The 17,875-nt window shown below is 40.5% G+C and carries 18 protein-coding genes and 1 pseudogene; 11 read left to right on the forward strand and 8 right to left on the reverse strand.

The genetic code is table 11. The annotated features are described in order from the left end of the window. The first annotated feature begins 137 nt into the window (after positions 1-137). From DG474_RS07240 to DG474_RS07260, 5 genes are all read left to right on the forward strand, one after another. Positions 138-896, forward strand: a complete 759-nt coding sequence (locus DG474_RS07240; protein WP_001229587.1) for an amino acid ABC transporter ATP-binding protein — start codon at positions 138-140, stop codon at positions 894-896. Positions 897-906: 10 nt separating this feature from the next. Then, a complete protein-coding gene (locus DG474_RS07245; protein ID WP_125391104.1) occupies positions 907-1,701 on the forward strand; it encodes a transporter substrate-binding domain-containing protein in 795 nt (264 codons plus the stop codon). Between the two features lie 12 nt (positions 1,702-1,713). Continuing rightward, positions 1,714-2,391 (forward strand): amino acid ABC transporter permease, encoded by a 678-nt coding sequence (locus DG474_RS07250; protein WP_042902756.1) that lies wholly within the window; start codon positions 1,714-1,716, stop codon positions 2,389-2,391. 9 nt (positions 2,392-2,400) lie between these two features. After that, positions 2,401-3,060 (forward strand): amino acid ABC transporter permease, encoded by a 660-nt coding sequence (locus DG474_RS07255; RefSeq protein WP_049518904.1) that lies wholly within the window; start codon positions 2,401-2,403, stop codon positions 3,058-3,060. 129 nt (positions 3,061-3,189) lie between these two features. Further along, a complete protein-coding gene (locus DG474_RS07260) occupies positions 3,190-3,972 on the forward strand; it encodes a DUF4037 domain-containing protein (protein WP_084868397.1) in 783 nt (260 codons plus the stop codon). 285 nt (positions 3,973-4,257) lie between these two features. On the opposite strand, the gene DG474_RS07265 is transcribed toward DG474_RS07260, so the two are convergent. The 4 genes from DG474_RS07265 to DG474_RS07280 all read right to left on the reverse strand — a co-directional run bounded on the left by DG474_RS07265 (position 4,258) and on the right by DG474_RS07280 (position 7,906). Beyond that, the gene (locus tag DG474_RS07265) at positions 4,258-5,280 is read right to left on the reverse strand and encodes a YdcF family protein (RefSeq protein WP_084868396.1); all 1,023 of its coding nucleotides are present in this window, start codon (positions 5,278-5,280) and stop codon (positions 4,258-4,260) included. A gap of 67 nt (positions 5,281-5,347) precedes the next feature. Next, complete coding sequence (locus DG474_RS07270; protein ID WP_049490302.1) at positions 5,348-5,785, reverse strand: Rrf2 family transcriptional regulator; 438 nt, start codon at positions 5,783-5,785, stop codon at positions 5,348-5,350. Positions 5,786-5,949: 164 nt separating this feature from the next. Beyond that, the gene (locus DG474_RS07275; RefSeq protein ID WP_255777889.1) at positions 5,950-6,891 is read right to left on the reverse strand and encodes a hypothetical protein; all 942 of its coding nucleotides are present in this window, start codon (positions 6,889-6,891) and stop codon (positions 5,950-5,952) included. Between the two features lie 163 nt (positions 6,892-7,054). After that, positions 7,055-7,906 (reverse strand): metallophosphoesterase family protein, encoded by an 852-nt coding sequence (locus DG474_RS07280; RefSeq protein WP_125397646.1) that lies wholly within the window; start codon positions 7,904-7,906, stop codon positions 7,055-7,057. Positions 7,907-8,101: 195 nt separating this feature from the next. On the opposite strand from DG474_RS07280, the gene DG474_RS07285 reads away from it, so the two are divergent. From DG474_RS07285 to thrS, 3 genes are all read left to right on the forward strand, one after another. Next, a complete protein-coding gene (locus DG474_RS07285) occupies positions 8,102-8,476 on the forward strand; it encodes a hypothetical protein (protein ID WP_255777891.1) in 375 nt (124 codons plus the stop codon). 262 nt (positions 8,477-8,738) lie between these two features. Next, the gene (locus tag DG474_RS07290) at positions 8,739-9,362 is read left to right on the forward strand and encodes an adenylate kinase family protein (protein WP_255778967.1); all 624 of its coding nucleotides are present in this window, start codon (positions 8,739-8,741) and stop codon (positions 9,360-9,362) included. Between the two features lie 10 nt (positions 9,363-9,372). After that, the gene (gene thrS / locus DG474_RS07295) at positions 9,373-11,316 is read left to right on the forward strand and encodes a threonine--tRNA ligase (protein WP_255777892.1); all 1,944 of its coding nucleotides are present in this window, start codon (positions 9,373-9,375) and stop codon (positions 11,314-11,316) included. 151 nt (positions 11,317-11,467) lie between these two features. Here the strand turns inward: thrS and DG474_RS07300 are convergent, their stop codons facing one another. The 4 genes and pseudogenes from DG474_RS07300 to DG474_RS07315 form a co-directional block, all read right to left on the reverse strand. Then, entirely contained in the window at positions 11,468-12,517 is a 1,050-nt protein-coding gene (locus tag DG474_RS07300) for a DUF389 domain-containing protein (RefSeq protein WP_125391097.1), read from the reverse strand. Between the two features lie 329 nt (positions 12,518-12,846). After that, positions 12,847-13,096, reverse strand: a pseudogene (locus DG474_RS07305) (hypothetical protein). Between the two features lie 160 nt (positions 13,097-13,256). Then, a complete protein-coding gene (locus DG474_RS07310) occupies positions 13,257-14,231 on the reverse strand; it encodes a sensor histidine kinase (protein ID WP_125391096.1) in 975 nt (324 codons plus the stop codon). Next, the gene (locus DG474_RS07315; protein WP_000548982.1) at positions 14,224-14,901 is read right to left on the reverse strand and encodes a response regulator transcription factor; all 678 of its coding nucleotides are present in this window, start codon (positions 14,899-14,901) and stop codon (positions 14,224-14,226) included. Before DG474_RS07315 ends, DG474_RS07310 begins: the two co-directional genes overlap by 8 nt. Before the next feature lie 326 nt (positions 14,902-15,227). On the opposite strand from DG474_RS07315, the gene DG474_RS07320 reads away from it, so the two are divergent. The 3 genes from DG474_RS07320 to DG474_RS07330 all read left to right on the forward strand — a co-directional run bounded on the left by DG474_RS07320 (position 15,228) and on the right by DG474_RS07330 (position 17,841). After that, positions 15,228-15,791 (forward strand): TetR/AcrR family transcriptional regulator, encoded by a 564-nt coding sequence (locus tag DG474_RS07320; RefSeq protein WP_185761457.1) that lies wholly within the window; start codon positions 15,228-15,230, stop codon positions 15,789-15,791. Positions 15,792-15,876: 85 nt separating this feature from the next. After that, positions 15,877-16,653, forward strand: a complete 777-nt coding sequence (locus DG474_RS07325) for a ferredoxin reductase domain-containing protein (protein ID WP_255777894.1) — start codon at positions 15,877-15,879, stop codon at positions 16,651-16,653. A gap of 111 nt (positions 16,654-16,764) precedes the next feature. Further along, a complete protein-coding gene (locus tag DG474_RS07330; RefSeq protein WP_255777897.1) occupies positions 16,765-17,841 on the forward strand; it encodes a DUF2974 domain-containing protein in 1,077 nt (358 codons plus the stop codon). Positions 17,842-17,875: the final 34 nt, after the last annotated feature.

The raw sequence follows: 17,875 nt of genomic DNA on the forward strand, positions 1-17,875 counted from the left end.
TAACATGATTTAGGCATTTTCTCTATCCAGATTGCTTTTTTATAATATTTTAGTGAATTTTTTTCAGATATGATTTGACAAGAACATTCTTTTGTTGTAGAATCATGTTATAAAATCTAACACAAAGGAGATCTCTCATGGCTTTAGTAGAATTTAAAAACGTCGAAAAATATTACGGAGACTACCACGCACTCCGCGACATCAATCTCCGTTTTGAAAAAGGACAAGTTGTTGTCCTGCTTGGACCTTCCGGTTCTGGGAAGTCCACTCTTATCCGAACGATTAATGGTTTAGAGGCTGTTGACAAAGGAAGTCTCCTAGTCAATGGACATCAAGTAGCAGGTGCCAGTCAGAAAGATCTAGTTCCTCTCCGTAAGGAAGTGGGCATGGTTTTTCAACATTTTAACCTTTATCCACACAAAACAGTGTTAGAAAATGTAACACTTGCACCCATTAAAGTTCTAGGAATTGATAAAAAAGAAGCTGAAAAAACAGCCCAAAAATATCTGGAATTTGTAAATATGTGGGACAAGAAAGATTCCTATCCGGCCATGCTATCTGGTGGACAAAAACAGCGGATCGCCATTGCTCGTGGTCTTGCCATGCATCCGGAGCTCCTCCTCTTTGATGAGCCAACATCTGCCCTTGACCCTGAAACCATCGGCGATGTACTTGCAGTTATGCAAAAACTGGCACATGACGGGATGAATATGATCATCGTTACCCACGAAATGGGATTTGCCCGAGAAGTTGCGGACCGCATTATCTTTATGGCCGACGGAGAGGTTTTAGTAGACACGACAGATGTCGATGACTTTTTTGACAATCCAAGCGAACCTCGTGCCCAACAATTCCTCAGCAAAATTATCAACCACGAAAGTGACAAAGTCAAATAAGGAGGCGCCTATGAAAAAGAAACTCTTTTTATCAGCATTATTGATTAGCCTTTTCGGTCTTGCTGCTGCTAAACCAGTTCAGGCTGATACCAGTGTCGCAGACATTCAAAAAAGAGGCGAACTAGTTGTCGGTGTCAAACAAGACGTTCCTAATTTTGGCTACAAAGACCCCAAGACAGGGACTTATTCTGGTATCGAAACAGACCTGGCCAAGATGATTGCAGATGAACTCAAGGTCAAGATTCGCTATGTGCCTGTTACCGCTCAAACCCGCGGTCCACTACTAGACAACGAACAGGTCGACATGGATATCGCAACCTTCACCATCACAGACGAACGTAAAAAACTCTATAACTTTACCAGTCCCTACTATACGGACGCTTCTGGCTTTTTGGTCAACAAATCTGCCAACATTAAAAGCATTGAAGATCTAAACGGCAAAACCATCGGAGTTGCCCAAGGTTCCATTACCCAACGCTTGATTACTGAACTAGGTAAAAAGAAAGGCCTAACCTTTAAATTCGTCGAACTTGGTTCCTACCCAGAATTGATTACTTCCCTTCATGCTCACCGTATTGATGCCTTTTCCGTGGACCGCTCTATCCTATCTGGCTATATCAGCAAACGGACAGAACTACTAGATGATAGTTTCAAGCCATCTGACTACGGTATCGTTACGAAAAAGTCAAACACTGAGCTAAACGACTATCTTGATACCTTGGTCACTAAATGGAGCAAGGATGGTAGTTTGCAGAAGCTCTATGACCGATACAAGCTCAAACCATCAAGCCATACCGCAGATTAAGGAGGACACACCATGACAGATTTATCATCTTGGACATCCTATTTTCAGGATTTTGGACAATTTTTCAATGGTTTCCTCTTCACCCTTGCCCTAGCAATCGGATCCTTTATCCTCGCCATGGTTTTAGGCATCTTCTTTGGAGCCATGTCAACCAGCAAACGCCCATTCTTGCGTGTTTTGGCTCGTATCTTTGTCGAATTTTACCAAAATACTCCCCTCTTGGTGCAGTTTGTCATCGTCTTCTATGGTTTGCCTCTTATCAGTGAACACACCATCATGATTCCGATTTATTGGACAGCTGTACTTTGTGTGGGACTCTATCACGGCGCTTATATTGCTGAGGTTATTCGTTCAGGGATTCAGTCTATTCCTAGCGGTCAGATGGAGGCCGCCTTGTCCCAAGGTTTTACCTATATCAGTGCCATGCGCTTGATTATCTTGCCTCAGGCCTTCCGTATCATTCTCCCTCCATTGACCAACCAAATCGTTAACCTCATCAAGAACACCTCTACCGTAGCTATCATCTCTGGAGTAGACTTGATGTTTGTGACTAAGTCTTGGTCGGCTCTCAACGGAAACTATATCCCAGCCTTTTTAGGCGCTGCTCTTCTCTACTTTGCCCTATGCTTCCCTGTTGCCCAGTTTGGTCGCAAGATGGAGCAAGCCAACAAAAAAGCCTATTCACTTTAGGAGGTTACTATGGAATCTATTTTAGAAGTTTTGACCCCAGATAACCTAGTCTTTATCTTTAAAGGATTTGGCTTAACTCTCTACATTTCTCTGATTGCTATCGTCCTCTCGACCCTTATCGGAACAGTACTAGCCGTCATGAGAAATGGGAAAAATCCTGTCTTACGGATCATCTCCAGCATTTATATCGAGTTTGTACGTAACGTTCCCAACCTCCTCTGGATTTTCACCATCTTTTTGGTGTTTAAGATGAAGTCCACACCAGCTGGTATTACAGCCTTTACTCTTTTTACCTCAGCAGCCCTAGCTGAGATTATCCGAGGCGGTCTCAATGCCGTGGACAAGGGCCAGTACGAAGCAGGAATGTCACAAGGATTCACCTCTACGCAAATCCTCTACTACATCATTCTCCCACAAGCGATCCGCAAAATGTTGCCAGCTATCATTTCTCAGTTTGTAACTGTAATTAAGGATACCAGCCTTCTCTACTCTGTTATCGCTCTACAAGAACTCTTTGGCGCTAGCCAAATCCTCATGGGACGCTATTTCGAACCAGAGCAGGTCTTCAGTCTTTATATCCTGATTGCCTTGATTTACTTTATCTTTAACTTTGCCATTTCTAGCCTGTCTCATAAGCTAGCAAAACGTTGGCAACAAGCTGCAGAATAAAAAAGAAATGTGAACTCAAAACAAGGGTTCACATTTTTTGCTATAAATGAAAAAGAGTAACTCAATGCTATGCAAACGTTTTACTTTTTGGTGAAATGACTTTAAAACCATAAAGCAAGGAGAAAAATCATGATCCACGAACTTTGCAAAGAATTCTCTCAACTGGAACAAGTAGAAGCTATCGCTCTTGGTGGCTCTCGTGCAGGACAAAACTATGATCAAAATTCTGACTATGACGTTTATGTCTATCTCAACTCTTCTATTGATGAGGCGACTCGCCTCAAAATTTTGAGTAAATACTGCTCCTATATGGAAATTGGAAACCAGTTTTGGGAGTTAGAGGACGACTGTGTACTAAACAACGGTATCGAAATCGAGTTGATTTATCGTTCGCTGGAGTCGTTTGAACAGGAATTGAACTCAACCGTTTTTCAACACAAAGCTCAAAATGCTTATACAACTTGCATGTGGCATAATCTACTCCACAGCAAGATTTTATACGACCCGAATGGACACTATGCTTCTCTCCAAAAGACTTACCAGATTCCCTATCCACAGGAACTCAAAAAGCATATCATTGAAAGGCAACTCCTTTTGCTAGAACAAGCCATGCCTGCCTTCTCTCACCAAATAGAAAAAGCTATCAAACGCCAAGATCTTCTCAGTATGAATCATCGTACGAGTGAGTTTTTTGCTTCCTACTTTGACTTGTTATTTGCGCTCAATGAGCAAACCCATCCTGGTGAAAAACGAATGTTGGAGTACGCAAAGACCCATTGTACACTCCTCCCTAAGCAATTTGAAGAAACTATTAGCAAGTATTTCCAACTACTCTACCAACCGCAACAAGGAGAACAAGCGGTCGTGACCTTGCAAACTATCCTGAAGGAACTAAAAGCCATTTTGCCATAGACCAAAAAGAAAATGTGAACCTCTGTTGCTGTTCACATTTTTATTTGTCGTTGACTGTAAAATTCTAGTCTACTCATATTCAGTTGCCTATTTTTGACTCTCTCTGAAAATCTGCAACTAAGTTAGAAATTGTTCAATTGATTGACGAGCAATCATGAAACCGTTCCAAAAACCGCACTCACAATCACTTACCCTGCTCTTTCATTACTAGTGACAATTTTTCCCTTAGGGTTATACAAGATTTTTTAGAGATTCTAACAAGAATTACAATATGAATTTTACATATTACCATAGAACACCTCTATAGGAGAAAATCAGAGCTAAAATTAATAAAATATAGAAGGCGAGAAAAAGCCATCTCATCTTCACACATAGAGCAATGTATTCTCTGATAAAGGCCGATGGGATATAGTAGGCGGCTGTACGGCAACCAAGACCATCTCCCTTCATCCCAATACGGCGAGCATAGGTACTGGTACGAAAAACATGGTAATCATTGGTCACAAAAAGAAAACGTGGACTGACCACCAGCTTCTCTCCCATTTCTTTTGAGAAGAGAAGATTCTCATAGGTCGTCGTTGAGTCTTCCTCTAGGAGAATCGCTTCTCTCGGAACATCCGTCTCTTCCAGCAAATAATTACAAATTGCCTGAGCCTCGGAAATCTTCTCATCCCCACCTTGACCACCACTTGCGATGATTTTAACATTGGGATTGAGAGACTGGTGATAAGCTTCTACTGCCTTGTCAATGCGACTCTTCAGTAAGGGAGTGACTTTTTCTCCATTCAACAATCCTGCTCCGTGAATGATGATAAAATCATAATATTTTTTCTTAGGAATGAAAAGATACAGAATGGAATAAAGCAGAAATCCTGCAAAGGCAAAACCAAAAATCAAGTACGAATAAATCAAAAAGAAAAAGATAATATTCACTAGATGATTGGTGTAAAACAAGCCCTTGGTATCGCTCACTCGAATCGCCATGATCACAAAAAAGAATAGAATCACGCAGCCTAATCCTAGAGACAAATAATTTGCCTTGGATTTTCCTTCTTTTTTCAATAACACAAATCCATTATAAATAAGGAAAAAACCACTTAGAAAAACTAAAAGAGGCAGCAGGAGAAAAATCCCTGCAAAGAAAACCATGTGCACTTCTTTCTGCCCAGCTTCGTAAAAAAGATTGGCAATGGACATATAAGAAAAGAGCAGAGACAAAAGCAAGAGAGCTGGATTCCAGAGACTACGATTGTCCCTTAAAAACGAAACGAGAAAAAGTAGGACAAAAAATCCTGTGATAAAGTACATAGTCTCCTCCTTTAATGACTACATTGTACCATAATTATGGCAATAGAAAAAGAGAACCTTAGTCCTCTTACTTAGACAGTTTATTCTGAGCATCTGCCACAACCTGAGCCAGACTTGTCTGACGCAGTTGGTTTTCCATAGCTGCTTGAACATCGAACAGTTTTTGGTCCAAAACTGCATGGATATTCGCACCAATTGGGCAATTAGGATTTGGATTGTCATGGAAACTAAAGAGCTTACCGGATTTTCCTAAACACTCCACAGCTTGGTAGACATCCAACAAACTGATATCCTGAAGGTCTTTTATTATCTCAGTTCCTCCCGTACCACGAGCAACTGAAATCAATCCTGCTTTTTTGAGTTGCGATAAAGTCTTACGGATAATGACTGGATTGACTCCGACACTAGCCGCAAGAAAATCACTGGTTACCTTGCTGTCTGTATCCTGCATTGCAATAATAATCATCATATGAGTCGCAATTGTAAATCGGCTTGAAATTTGCATCTTCTTCTCCTTTCATTGATATTTTATTCATCTTTTCCCGTATAAACATTATACCGTTTTTGGTTTTCCTGTCAAATATTATCGACTGATTACCTTTTCCATGCAAAAAGTCCTGTATCCCTCTTGGCAACCAGAGCGGTAGAGGGCATACAAAGACTTATTTTTTATGCAATTTTACGGACAATCCCTTTTGTTTTATGACTTGACCAAACCGAGCTGATAGACGCCCCAGCACCAACTAAGGTAAACACAGCTAACATAGCTAGATTATAAAAATAATTTTTTGGGAAATCACCGTTAAAGATTAATTCATTCACCGCTCGGAAAGCAAAGGCAAACTCAACCCCTAGTTTGGAAACGACTTCCATCGCCAAATCAATTTGATTCACTAGAAAGACAGTAATCACCATCCAAATAGAGGAAATTACAATCCCCTTTCGAGATATCTTTCTTCCAAGGATTTCATATCCTTTAATGGTACAAATCCCCAGAACAATCCCCGCTACCATAGCTACATAACCTAGACGAGCGATAAATAGAGCAACTGCTCCACCAATCAAGGCTCCAAGCAAGGCACCAACTGCTCCAAGAAGAACATTTTCCTTTTGATTTTGATAAGAATCCACCTCAATCTGAAGATTGCTCTTCAGCAATTGATAGCTTTCCTCGTTGATAAGGAAAATTGAATCACCTAATTGATAGAGACCAACAGGGCCTTCCTGACCACTGTAGGCACAGACTTGGACGAAATGATGGGTTTCAAGGAAGGCAACGAGGTCTGTTATGAGCGTCTGTAACTTTTCAATTGTTTTTGATTTGCGCATGGCACCTTTTACGACAAAAGAAACAAGGTACTGGTTGATGGACAAGGTCGACAAGTTTGGAAGAGATTCACTCTTAAATTCATCCCAAACCATTTCGTTTTCTTCTGAATCCGCAGGATTACCATTCAAACTCACACTGACGCAAAGTCGAAACTGATTTTTCACGTCAGTTTCTTGCAGGAAAAGTAAATAGCCTGACTGCGTGCCATAAATACTACGCGAATCTTCGTCAAATTGCAAGCCCAACTCCGAGGCAATAGCGTGTAACTCTTCTGGTTTCATTATCTGTCTCCTCTTATTTTGAATATCAATTAGTATGAGATTCAAATTAGTTATATTCCGTTATTCTAACATAAATTTGAGAAGCCGTCAATTCGTATCCAGTTCGACTTATCGCGAAACAGCAGCAGTCACTAGACTATCTGATTTCTAGCTAGAAGTCCTCTTAAAACCAATCTTTCTTGTCTCTTTCCATCCAGAGTTCAACATCCTGATCATAACCTTCTTGTTCACTAATCTGACCTAACAATTCATGGTTATGAGTGTGGTGAATTCCATTTATCAAACTTTCATAGTAGACCTGGAAATAGGGGAGCTTCAAATCTTTAGCCAACTGCAATTCAGTTTCCACATCATAATCCACACGACGAAAATCAACATCAGACAAACCTGCCTCATCAAACTCTAAGATCATATACTGGGCCCGCAGGTCCTTACGCAACTTCGCATCTAGAAAGAAAGGTTGTCCAATGGAACCTGGATTAAGAATCAACTGTCCATCACTTCCATAACGAAGCAACTGTTGATGAATATGGCCATATACTGCGATAGAGGCGTGTGGATTCGTGACCAATCTATCAAAATCTTCTTGTTTTCCCGTATGAATCAACTCTCTACCCCAGTTTTTATCAGGGAGATGGTGAGTGATTCCCACCATCAAATCACCAAACTGACGATGAACTTGCATGGGTTGATTATTGAGGTCTTCGATTTCTTCTGGGCTGACCTCCTCTAAGATGTACTGACTTTGACGCAGGAGATAACGATGGCTCGCTTTTGTAGGATCTAACTTGCGATGCAAGCCTCTCCAGAGACTATTCTCCCAATTTCCCAGAACTCTTACTGTAATAGGCAAGCTAGCTAAGAGGTCCAAGATCCTTCTACGTCCTGTTCCTGGCATCAGAATATCTCCTAAAAGCCAGTATTGGTCTACCTCTGCCGCTTTAGCATCAGCCAGTACAGCTTCCAAAGCTGTCGTATTTCCATGTATGTCTGAAAGAACTGCTATTTTGGTCATTCTTTCTCCTTACTCTCTTACTTCTTTTGTTAGTATTATAACAGAAAACACTCGAAAAGATCACTATCACTGATCACTGGATTAAATTGTAAGAGCCTCCAAATCGTGCTATAATATAAGTAGAAACTTCCCCTTCATTTAGGATTATGTGGTCCACAATATCTCTCAATTTTTCCAGATTGGAGGACTATTGCCATGCGGAATTATCTTAAGTATATCCCATTCTACCTTGTCATTTTCTTTTTTTACTGGCCACTCTATGAACTCCTCTCTCTACTCATCTCTGACCCATATACACTGAAGGGACTGTACATTTACAACATCATCCTCTTTTCACCTCTGGTAACCTTTATCGTATCACTACTTTATAGCTATCGATTTCATTTCTCACTTTGGTGGCTACTCGGTATTGGTCTGCTCTATTGCTTTACCATCATCACCTTTGGTGAGTTCATCCTACTTTACTTCCTAGCCTATGAGCTCTTTGCCCTACTTGGCTTGGTTTCTGGTATAGGTATCAAGCATCTCCTCCAAAGAGAGAAAAACAAAAAAATTATACAAAAACCTTGAAAATTCTCGCAATCATGCTATAATAATGCATAGAGACAAGTCACTTAGTCCCTTTCTACTAGAGAGTGCGTGGTTGCTGGAAACGCATAGAAAGCCTAAACTGATACTACTCTACTGACTTTTATGCAAACATAAAACGGTGGCTACGTTAGAGCCAATCAGAGGTGTCCCTCTTTTTTGAGGAACATAAATGAAGGTGGAACCACGTTGCGACGTCCTTTTATGGATGTCGTTTTTTGTTTTGTCAGAAGGAGGAAGAACGATGCTTTATATGATTGGCGGATCGCCTTGTAGTGGAAAGTCAACAATTGCCTCACTTCTTGCTAGACAGTATCAACTACTTCATATCAAACTGGATGATTTGGTAGAAGAGATGATGAGTCAAGCAAGTGCAGACTCACAGCCAATTTGCCTTCTTAGGAAGGATAGAAATCCAGAACAAATCTGGATGAGAAAGCCAGAAGAGATGGCAGATGAAGAATGGTGCTTTTATGAAGAGATTTTTCCTTATGTAAAATCTTACTTGATAAAAAATCAAAACAGACCTCTCTTGGTGGAGGGAGCAGGACTTTTGCCTCACTTGGTAAAGGAGCTTGAATGTCAAGTATCATCCTATCTATGCTTGACTCCGACAGCTGATTTTCAAAAAAAGCATTATATACAGAGAGAATGGGTTCCTTATGTCTTAGAGGGTACAACCAACCCTGATCAAGCTTTTAAAAACTGGATGCAACGAGACATTCTTTTTGCTCAAATGGTTCGTAAGGAAGCGGTGAAATTAGGCTATCCTAGCCTCGTAACAGATGGTAGTCAATCAGAGAATCAGACTGCGGAAGAAGTTGCTCGGCTCTTAAAATTGTCCAACAAAAATAGAATAAATATTTAAGGAGAAAACCATGATTAAGATTACTTTCCCAGATGGCGCTGTTCGTGAATTCGAATCTGGCGTGACAACTTTTGAAATTGCCCAATCTATCAGCAATTCCCTCGCTAAAAAAGCCTTGGCTGGTAAATTCAACGGCAAACTCATCGACACGACTCGTGCTATCACTGAAGATGGAAGCATCGAAATCGTGACACCTGATCACGAAGATGCCCTTCCAATCTTGCGTCACTCAGCTGCCCACTTGTTCGCCCAAGCAGCTCGTCGCCTCTTCCCAGACATTCACTTGGGAGTTGGTCCAGCTATTGAAGATGGCTTCTACTACGATACAGACAATCAAGCTGGTCAAATCTCCAACGAAGACCTTCCTCGTATCGAAGAAGAAATGAAAAAAATCGTTAAAGAAAACTTCCCATCAATCCGTGAAGAAGTGACGAAAGACGAGGCACGTGAAATCTTTAAAAACGACCCTTACAAGTTGGAATTGATTGAAGAACACTCTGAGGACGAAGGCGGTTTGACTATCTACCGTCAGGGTGAATATGTAGACCTTTGCCGTGGCCCACACGTTCCGTCAACAGGCCGCATCCAAATCTTCCACCTTCTCCATGTAGCTGGTGCTTACTGGCGTGGAAATAGCGACAACGCGATGATGCAACGGATCTACGGTACAGCTTGGTTTGACAAGAAAGACTTGAAAAACTACCTTCAAATGCGTGAAGAAGCTAAAGAACGTGACCACCGTAAACTTGGTAAAGAGCTTGACCTCTTCATGATTTCACAAGAAGTTGGTCAAGGTTTGCCATTCTGGTTGCCAAACGGTGCGACTATCCGTCGTGAATTGGAGCGTTACATTGTCGACAAAGAGTTGGCTTCAGGCTACCAACACGTCTATACTCCACCACTTGCTTCTGTGGAGCTTTACAAGACTTCTGGTCACTGGGATCATTACCAAGAAGACATGTTCCCAACCATGGACATGGGTGACGGGGAAGAATTTGTTCTTCGTCCAATGAACTGTCCACACCACATCCAAGTCTTCAAACACCATGTTCACTCCTACCGTGAATTGCCAATCCGTATCGCTGAAATCGGTATGATGCACCGCTACGAGAAATCTGGTGCCCTCACTGGTCTTCAACGTGTGCGTGAAATGTCACTCAACGACGGTCACCTCTTCGTTACTCCAGAACAAATCCAAGAAGAATTCCAACGTGCCCTTCAGTTGATTATCGATGTTTATGAAGACTTCAACTTGACTGAATACCGCTTCCGTCTCTCTCTTCGTGACCCTCAAGATACTCACAAGTACTTTGACAACGATGAGATGTGGGAAAATGCCCAAACCATGCTTCGTGCAGCCCTTGATGAAATGGGCGTTGACTACTTTGAAGCTGAAGGTGAGGCAGCCTTCTACGGACCAAAATTGGATATCCAAGTTAAGACTGCTCTCGGAAAAGAAGAAACCCTTTCTACTATCCAGCTTGACTTCTTGCTTCCAGAACGTTTCGACCTCAAATACATCGGGGCTGATGGTGAAGAACACCGTCCAGTTATGATCCACCGTGGAGTTATTTCAACTATGGAACGCTTCACAGCTATCTTGATTGAGAACTACAAGGGTGCCTTCCCAACATGGCTTGCCCCACACCAAGTAACTCTCATCCCCGTTTCTAACGAAAAACACGTAGACTACGCATGGGAAGTGGCTAAGAAACTCCGTGACCGTGGTGTCCGTGCCGACGTAGATGAGCGCAATGAAAAAATGCAGTTCAAGATTCGTGCTTCTCAAACCAGCAAGATTCCTTACCAATTGATCGTTGGTGATAAGGAAATGGAAGACGGAACTGTCAACGTTCGTCGCTATGGACAAAAAGAAACCAACACTGTCCCAGTTGATGACTTTGTTCAAGCTATCCTAGCTGATATCGCCAACAAATCACGCGTTGAGAAATAAAACGATCACTGTATGAGAAACATTTTTCAGTAAGAAAAAGCAACAACCGAAATAGTTGTTGCTTTTTTTATTTTATTTAACCTGAGCTAGTAGTGATTGGTTAAACCACCACACAAAATTTGCTTTCATGAGTTGGATAAGGTCAATATCCTCATTCCTTGTCTGCTTCCTTTTCTTTTACGAGATCTTTTTGTGAATCCTTTTCAGAGAGTTTTTGATCGATATACTTGTTAATGGTTTCATAAAATTCCTTGGTCGTATCACTGTCTAATTTTGTCGAATTATGGACTTGATTGACTTTCAATTCAACAGATTGAATACCGTAAGAGGCTTGTTTTTGGTGGAGCGTTTCTAATTCTTCGTCTGAAATCGGATCTCCAACAACCGTCAAGACCAATTCATTATTCCTTGACTTGTAGACTTGATTAATGACCGTGTGATTGGCGAACTCTTTTGCTATAAACTGTTTGATTCCTTCTTTTCGGGCTTGTTCTATCGACAGAGTGACTGCTGAATAACTGGCTGGAAGAACCAATAATACAATCAAGGATGTCAAGCCAATTTTCATTTCAATGTTTAGCTCTTTAAATGAACTTAAGGGAGATTTTCTCATCAAAATTCTTGTTCCAACAATGTTGGCTAGCATGATAAAGACACAGTTGATCAAGAAAAGATAGAGAGCCCCAAATAAAAATCGTACATTTCCATTAGATAAACCATAGCCCGCAGTACAGATAGGTGGCATCAGAGCTGTTGCAATGGCTACTCCTGGCACGATATTGTTTGCTTCTTTTTTCCTTGACCCAATTACACCTGCTATCCCACCAGCAATAGCAATGAGAACATCCCAAATGGTTGGAGAGGTTCGTGCAATCAGTTCGCTACTTGCATAAGATAAGGGAGAAATCCAGAAATATAGAGTCGAGACAAGCAAACTGACCAATACTTGAGTAAATAAAACCTCTAGAGATTGTTTGATTAAACGGGTATCAAAAATAGCTAAACCAAAACCCAGTCCAACAATCGGTGTCATAAGAGGGGAAATCAGCATGGCTCCAATAATGACAGCTGTTGAATTCATATTTAGACCTATAGAGGCAATAAAAATCGCACACATCAAAATCACTATATCTCTTAATCGAACATGAAGATCATCATATAATTTTTCACGGTATTCACGTGTTGAATAATTTCCGGTCATTGGTTACTCCTTTTATTTCATATACTCTTATTTCTGCTTGGATGATGGCAGAGAGACTTCTTTTCAATCTTACATATTTTTCTTCTCACCTGTTATGTTTTTGAAAATTATCCTTTAAGCATCCGTCAGTCTATCCTTAACATTATATCAAAAATTTTACAGTCTTTCTCCAAAGAAATCTATCAATTGAACAGATAGAAAAAGGAAGAAATTTTTGCTTCCTTATACGAAAAAGAAAAAAACGGTATCTCCTCTGAAAGAAGATGCCGTTTTAATCTTTAAACATGATTGGTGTGTTCGACAATCCATTGCTTCATTTTTATTTTCAATCAGAAGCCATAGATCCCAAACGTGATGATGGTTAGAAGAAACCCCTTGATCCAGTTGCCGAATAGTTGTGTTCCAGTCCCGTCAAAGTATAGACGTTACCCATCCACTACCGTGTGTTTGGTTTTCAATTTTTCATCATGCAAACCGCCCAAGGTGTTGCGATCCCAAGGTAAGCCCGAAAATTATGGCTACTAAGATAGAGTATCCAATATAATCTAGGATTTCTCCGTCAAAATAACTTTCTTTCATTTTTGCATCCTTTATTTTTTGACTATATTCTAGTCGTTTCCTAGTGTAACATTTTTTACATCTGGACAATCTTACAGTGACTCCTAAACGTTATCACGAAAATAGAGATATCGACTAAAACAAAAATTCCACAGATGGATAAGGTTATCATCAACTATGCTCACTCAATCATCAGATTCATATTGGAAAATTTAATGCAAACAGTTGTTCCTGTCCCAACCTCAGACTCGATACGAATCTGGTGACCCAGTTCTTCAGAAATTTTCTTAGATAGATAAAGTCCAAGTCCAGATGACTGCTGGGTCAAACGCCCATTGTAGCCTGAAAAGCCACGTTCAAAGACTCGGAGAACATCACTATTTTTTATCCCAATTCCCGTATCCTTGATACAGAGCTCCTGACCTTCCATATAAATCTCTAGTCCACCTTCCTTGGTGTATTTGAGACTGTTTGAGAGGATTTGTTCAATGACAACCAACAGCCACTTCTTATCGGTCACGATGATTTTGTCAAGGTCATGGAGATTGAGCGTCAGTCCTCTTTGGATAAAGAAAAGGGCATACTTGCGAACCACTTCCTTCACCAGATCCTCCACTTGAACCTGTTCAAATACCAAGTCATCATGGAAGCTCTCTAAACGTAAGTACTGCAAAACCAGATTGGTATAGGAGTCAATCTTGAAAATTTCCTGTTCCAGTTGCTGCTTAACCTCCCGATCAGAGACTTCTGCTACTAAAAGTCGACTAGCCGCAATGGGCGTCTTTATTTGGTGAACCCACAAGGTGTAGTAGTCCAGCAAATCCGTCAGCTTGCTCTGCGCTTCAGACTTTTTTTGGTACAATTCGGACTCACGCTCTTCGAGCTTTTCTGCTAGCGCACATTCCAGAGGAGACTTGGGGTCTCGCTCAGCATAGAGTACTTCCTGCCGGTAAACCTGAGCTTCTGCAAAAATATCCCAAGCCAAAAATAAGAAGGTCAAAAAACTACTGAGCAGAAAGAAATAAAGAAAATAAGTTCCTAGACTAGCAAATAAAAACTGAAAGAGAAGGACGAGAAAGCCTAATGAAAAAATATAGGTAAAAACGCGACTGCGAGAACGCAGATAGGCTAGACAAAATGATTTCCAATCAAGCATGTTTCAGTCCGTATCCTATCCCTTTCTTGGTTTCGATAAAGCCTACTAAACCTTGCTCCTCCAACTTTTTACGCAAGCGAGCAACATTGACAGACAAGGTATTGTCATCGATGAAAAAGTCGCTATTCCAGAGTTCCCGCATCAAGTCATCACGCGCCACGATATTGCCAGCATGTTCAAACAGCACTCGCAAAATTTGAAATTCATTCTTGGTCAAACTCAGGACCTCCCCCTGATAGTGCAGGTCCATAGACTTGGTATTGAGGATTACACCTGCATACTCTAGCAAACTTTCATCCCGCCCAAACTCATAGGAACGGCGCAACAAGCCCTGAACCTTAGCAAGGAGGACCTGCTGGTCAAAAGGCTTAGTTACAAAGTCATCCGCTCCCATATTGATTGCCATGACGATATCCATAGCCTGATCTCTCGAAGACAGAAACATGATAGGTACCTTGGAAATCTTACGAATTTCCTGGCACCAGTGGTAACCATTAAAGAGTGGCAGGCCAATATCCATGAGGACCAAATGAGGTTCTGACTGGACAAAAAGGCTCAATACTTCCATAAAATCTTCTACCAAAACGACCTCAAAACCCCACTCAGAGAGCAGTTTCCCAACTTGTTGCCGAATAACTTGGTCATCTTCTACTAGTAAAATCTTGTGCATGCGCTCCTCCTTTGCTATTTTTCAAAGTATCAAAACCCTTCATATCAGATTTACGGATCAGTATCTCATACTGTTTAGCAGCTATTTCCCAAATTCAGATCAGAAAACAGATGCTAAATAGAGAACATTCCCACTGATATCATACCTTATTTTTAATTATAGTTCCAGCCTTATCCTATATTTTACTTTTTGTGCTCATTTAGTTAGCGTTTCTTTAACTTATTTAATAGATCTAGCCTTCTTATTGACAAGCTAGCCATGATTTGTTAGAATATGAATGAACAAATCAATTTATTCATTCATAAAACAAAGGAGGTCAAATCATATTGGACAAAAAACAAGCTCTAAAAACAGCAGCCTATGAAGTTTTTTCGAAAAAAGGTTACAAGGCAACAGGAATTTCAGAAATTGCTAGGCAAGCTGGTGTTGCAGTTGGTTCTTTTTATAACTATTACGAGAGTAAAGAAGCCATTTTTCTAGACATCTATATAGATGAAAACAACCGTGTTCGCCAAGCTATGATCGAAGAACTGGATTGGGAAATTGACATGATCGACCTCATTGGTCAACTATTTGCTCAGTCCAGAACTCTCGTTTCTTCCAATAAAATCCTTGCAGAATGGTACAATCCTGCCATCGCAGATGAGTTGCACAGCTACTATTCCTCGGAAGTAGGCAAAGTCGCAAATCCATTTCATCAGTTTTTAGTTAAAACTTTTACAAATCGTATGCAGGCTGAAGGGTACTCGCCAGAAAAGATTCAAGATATTTTACAGGTTTATAATCTGTTTTACTATATGGATATGCATATCACGGAAAAAGATTTTCCAGATATTGGCAAAACTGTTGAAATACTTGCAACCAACTTCATTAAAGGAGTTCTAAAATAAAGAATGGATTTCTTTATTTTTTGAAAAGATATGAATGAATTATTTTATAGTTCATTCATAAAATTAAGAACAGGAGTCATAAAAAATGAAAAGAGGTAAAAAAATGTTTATTATCATTCTATCAACACTTGGAGCTCTATGTATTATAACTTGGGGTGCCATCGCTTATCTTGGACGAAGCCAGACATTATCGATAAAATCCATTGAAAACCCCAGCGGAGATCTATATTTAATTCATATCACAAAACCGAGTCATCAAATCTGGAAAGCTGGGGCTTATGCTAAGTTTACACTCCCTGATACCTCGTCTACTGCTAGTAAATATGAAGCTAAGGGAGAGCAAACCAGTCGATGGCTAACCATTGCCTCCACACCTGATGAAGATGAAATTCTCATTTTGACTCATAATAGTGGTAGCCACTTTAAGAACACCTTGACACATTTACCGGCTGGCAGTGAGATTGAGATGAGTTGGTTGGATTCCTCTTTAACCATTAAAGATACGAATCAGCCACTAGTTTGCTTTGCATCTGATGTCGGCATTTCTGCTCTACGCCCCCTTATCAAAGAATGGGCTAGTAAATGTCCGATTATTCTCAACCATTTTGACAAAGGAGTTACTATTTTCGATAATGAGATGAAAGAACTGGCTCAAAAAACACCGAATTTTACTTATAAAACTAGCGATGATTTTTCTCAAAGTCAAGAATTTTTAAAAAGTGCTATTGATGAATACGGCAATCAAGCTAGCTATCTCATCACAGGACAGCCTGATGATGTTAAAGAGATGAAAAATTTTTTAAAGGAAAATGGGATTGATAGCAATAACATACAAGTAAGCTCGTTTAGAGGTTTGAAATAGGAGCAATCTATCTTCTATGTATTTCAATCAAACCCTACTAGGTCATTCGAACAAGCCCACTAGCTAATTCTAGGTAAATGTGGTAGGATAAACATAGAGAAAGGAGCTTTTATGGCCAATATTTTTGACTACTTGAATGATGTAGCTTACGATTCCTTTTATGACCTTCCCGTGAACGAGTTAGATGTTCTTGCCTTGACCGAATTAACCTATCTTCCTTTTGATGATGTAGTTACCCAAGAACCAAAGCGTCTCATAGATTTAGCACCTCAAATCCCTAGAGAAAAGACTATGCTGACCAATAAGAACCGCCTCCAGTTGTTGGACCAACTCTCTCAACACAAACGCTTTAAAAATTGCAAACTCTCAAACTTTATCAATGATATCAATCCTGAATTGCAAAAACAGTTTGCGGCTATGACTTATCGTATCAGTCTCGATACTTATTTGCTTGTTTTTCGTGGGACGGATGACAGTATCATCGGTTGGAAAGAAGATTTCCATATGACCTATATGAAGGAAATTCCAGCTCAAAAACATGCCCTCCAGTATTTACAGGACTTTTTTGCTCAACATCCTAACCAAAAGGTTGTCCTAGCAGGACACTCAAAAGGGGGCAATTTAGCTGTCTATGCTGCCAGTCAACTTGATCCAAACTTGCAGAAAAACATTATCTCTGTCTATACTTTTGATGCACCTGGACTTCACAAGGAACTAACCGAAACACCAGGCTATCAAAACATGATGGAAAGAACGAAAGTGTTTATCCCGCAAGGGTCTATCATCGGAATGATGTTGGAAATTCCGGACAAAAAAATCGTCGTTCGAAGCATCGCTCTAGGTGGCCTTGCTCAGCATGACACTTTTAGTTGGCAGGTTGAAGATAAGAACTTTGTCCAACTAGACGAGACCAATAGTGACAGCCAGCAAGTCGATACCACCTTCAAGGAATGGGTGGAGACGGTCCCTGATACTGAACTGCAGCTCTACTTTGACCTATTTTTTGGAATCATTCTCGATGCAGGCATCTCTTCTATCAACGACCTTTCTTCCTTCAAGGTCATTGAACACATTCACCATCTCTTTGTCCAAGCCCAATCCCTCACTCCCGAAGAAAGAGAAACCATGGGACGCTTAACCCAACTCTTGATTGACACTCGCTACCAAGCTTGGAAAAATCGAGAATAGACAAAAACCAACTAACCTAATGATTAGTTGGTTT

The organism is Streptococcus oralis (genome assembly GCF_024399415.1).
In the GTDB taxonomy this organism is placed as follows: Bacteria; Bacillota; Bacilli; order Lactobacillales; family Streptococcaceae; genus Streptococcus; species Streptococcus oralis_CS.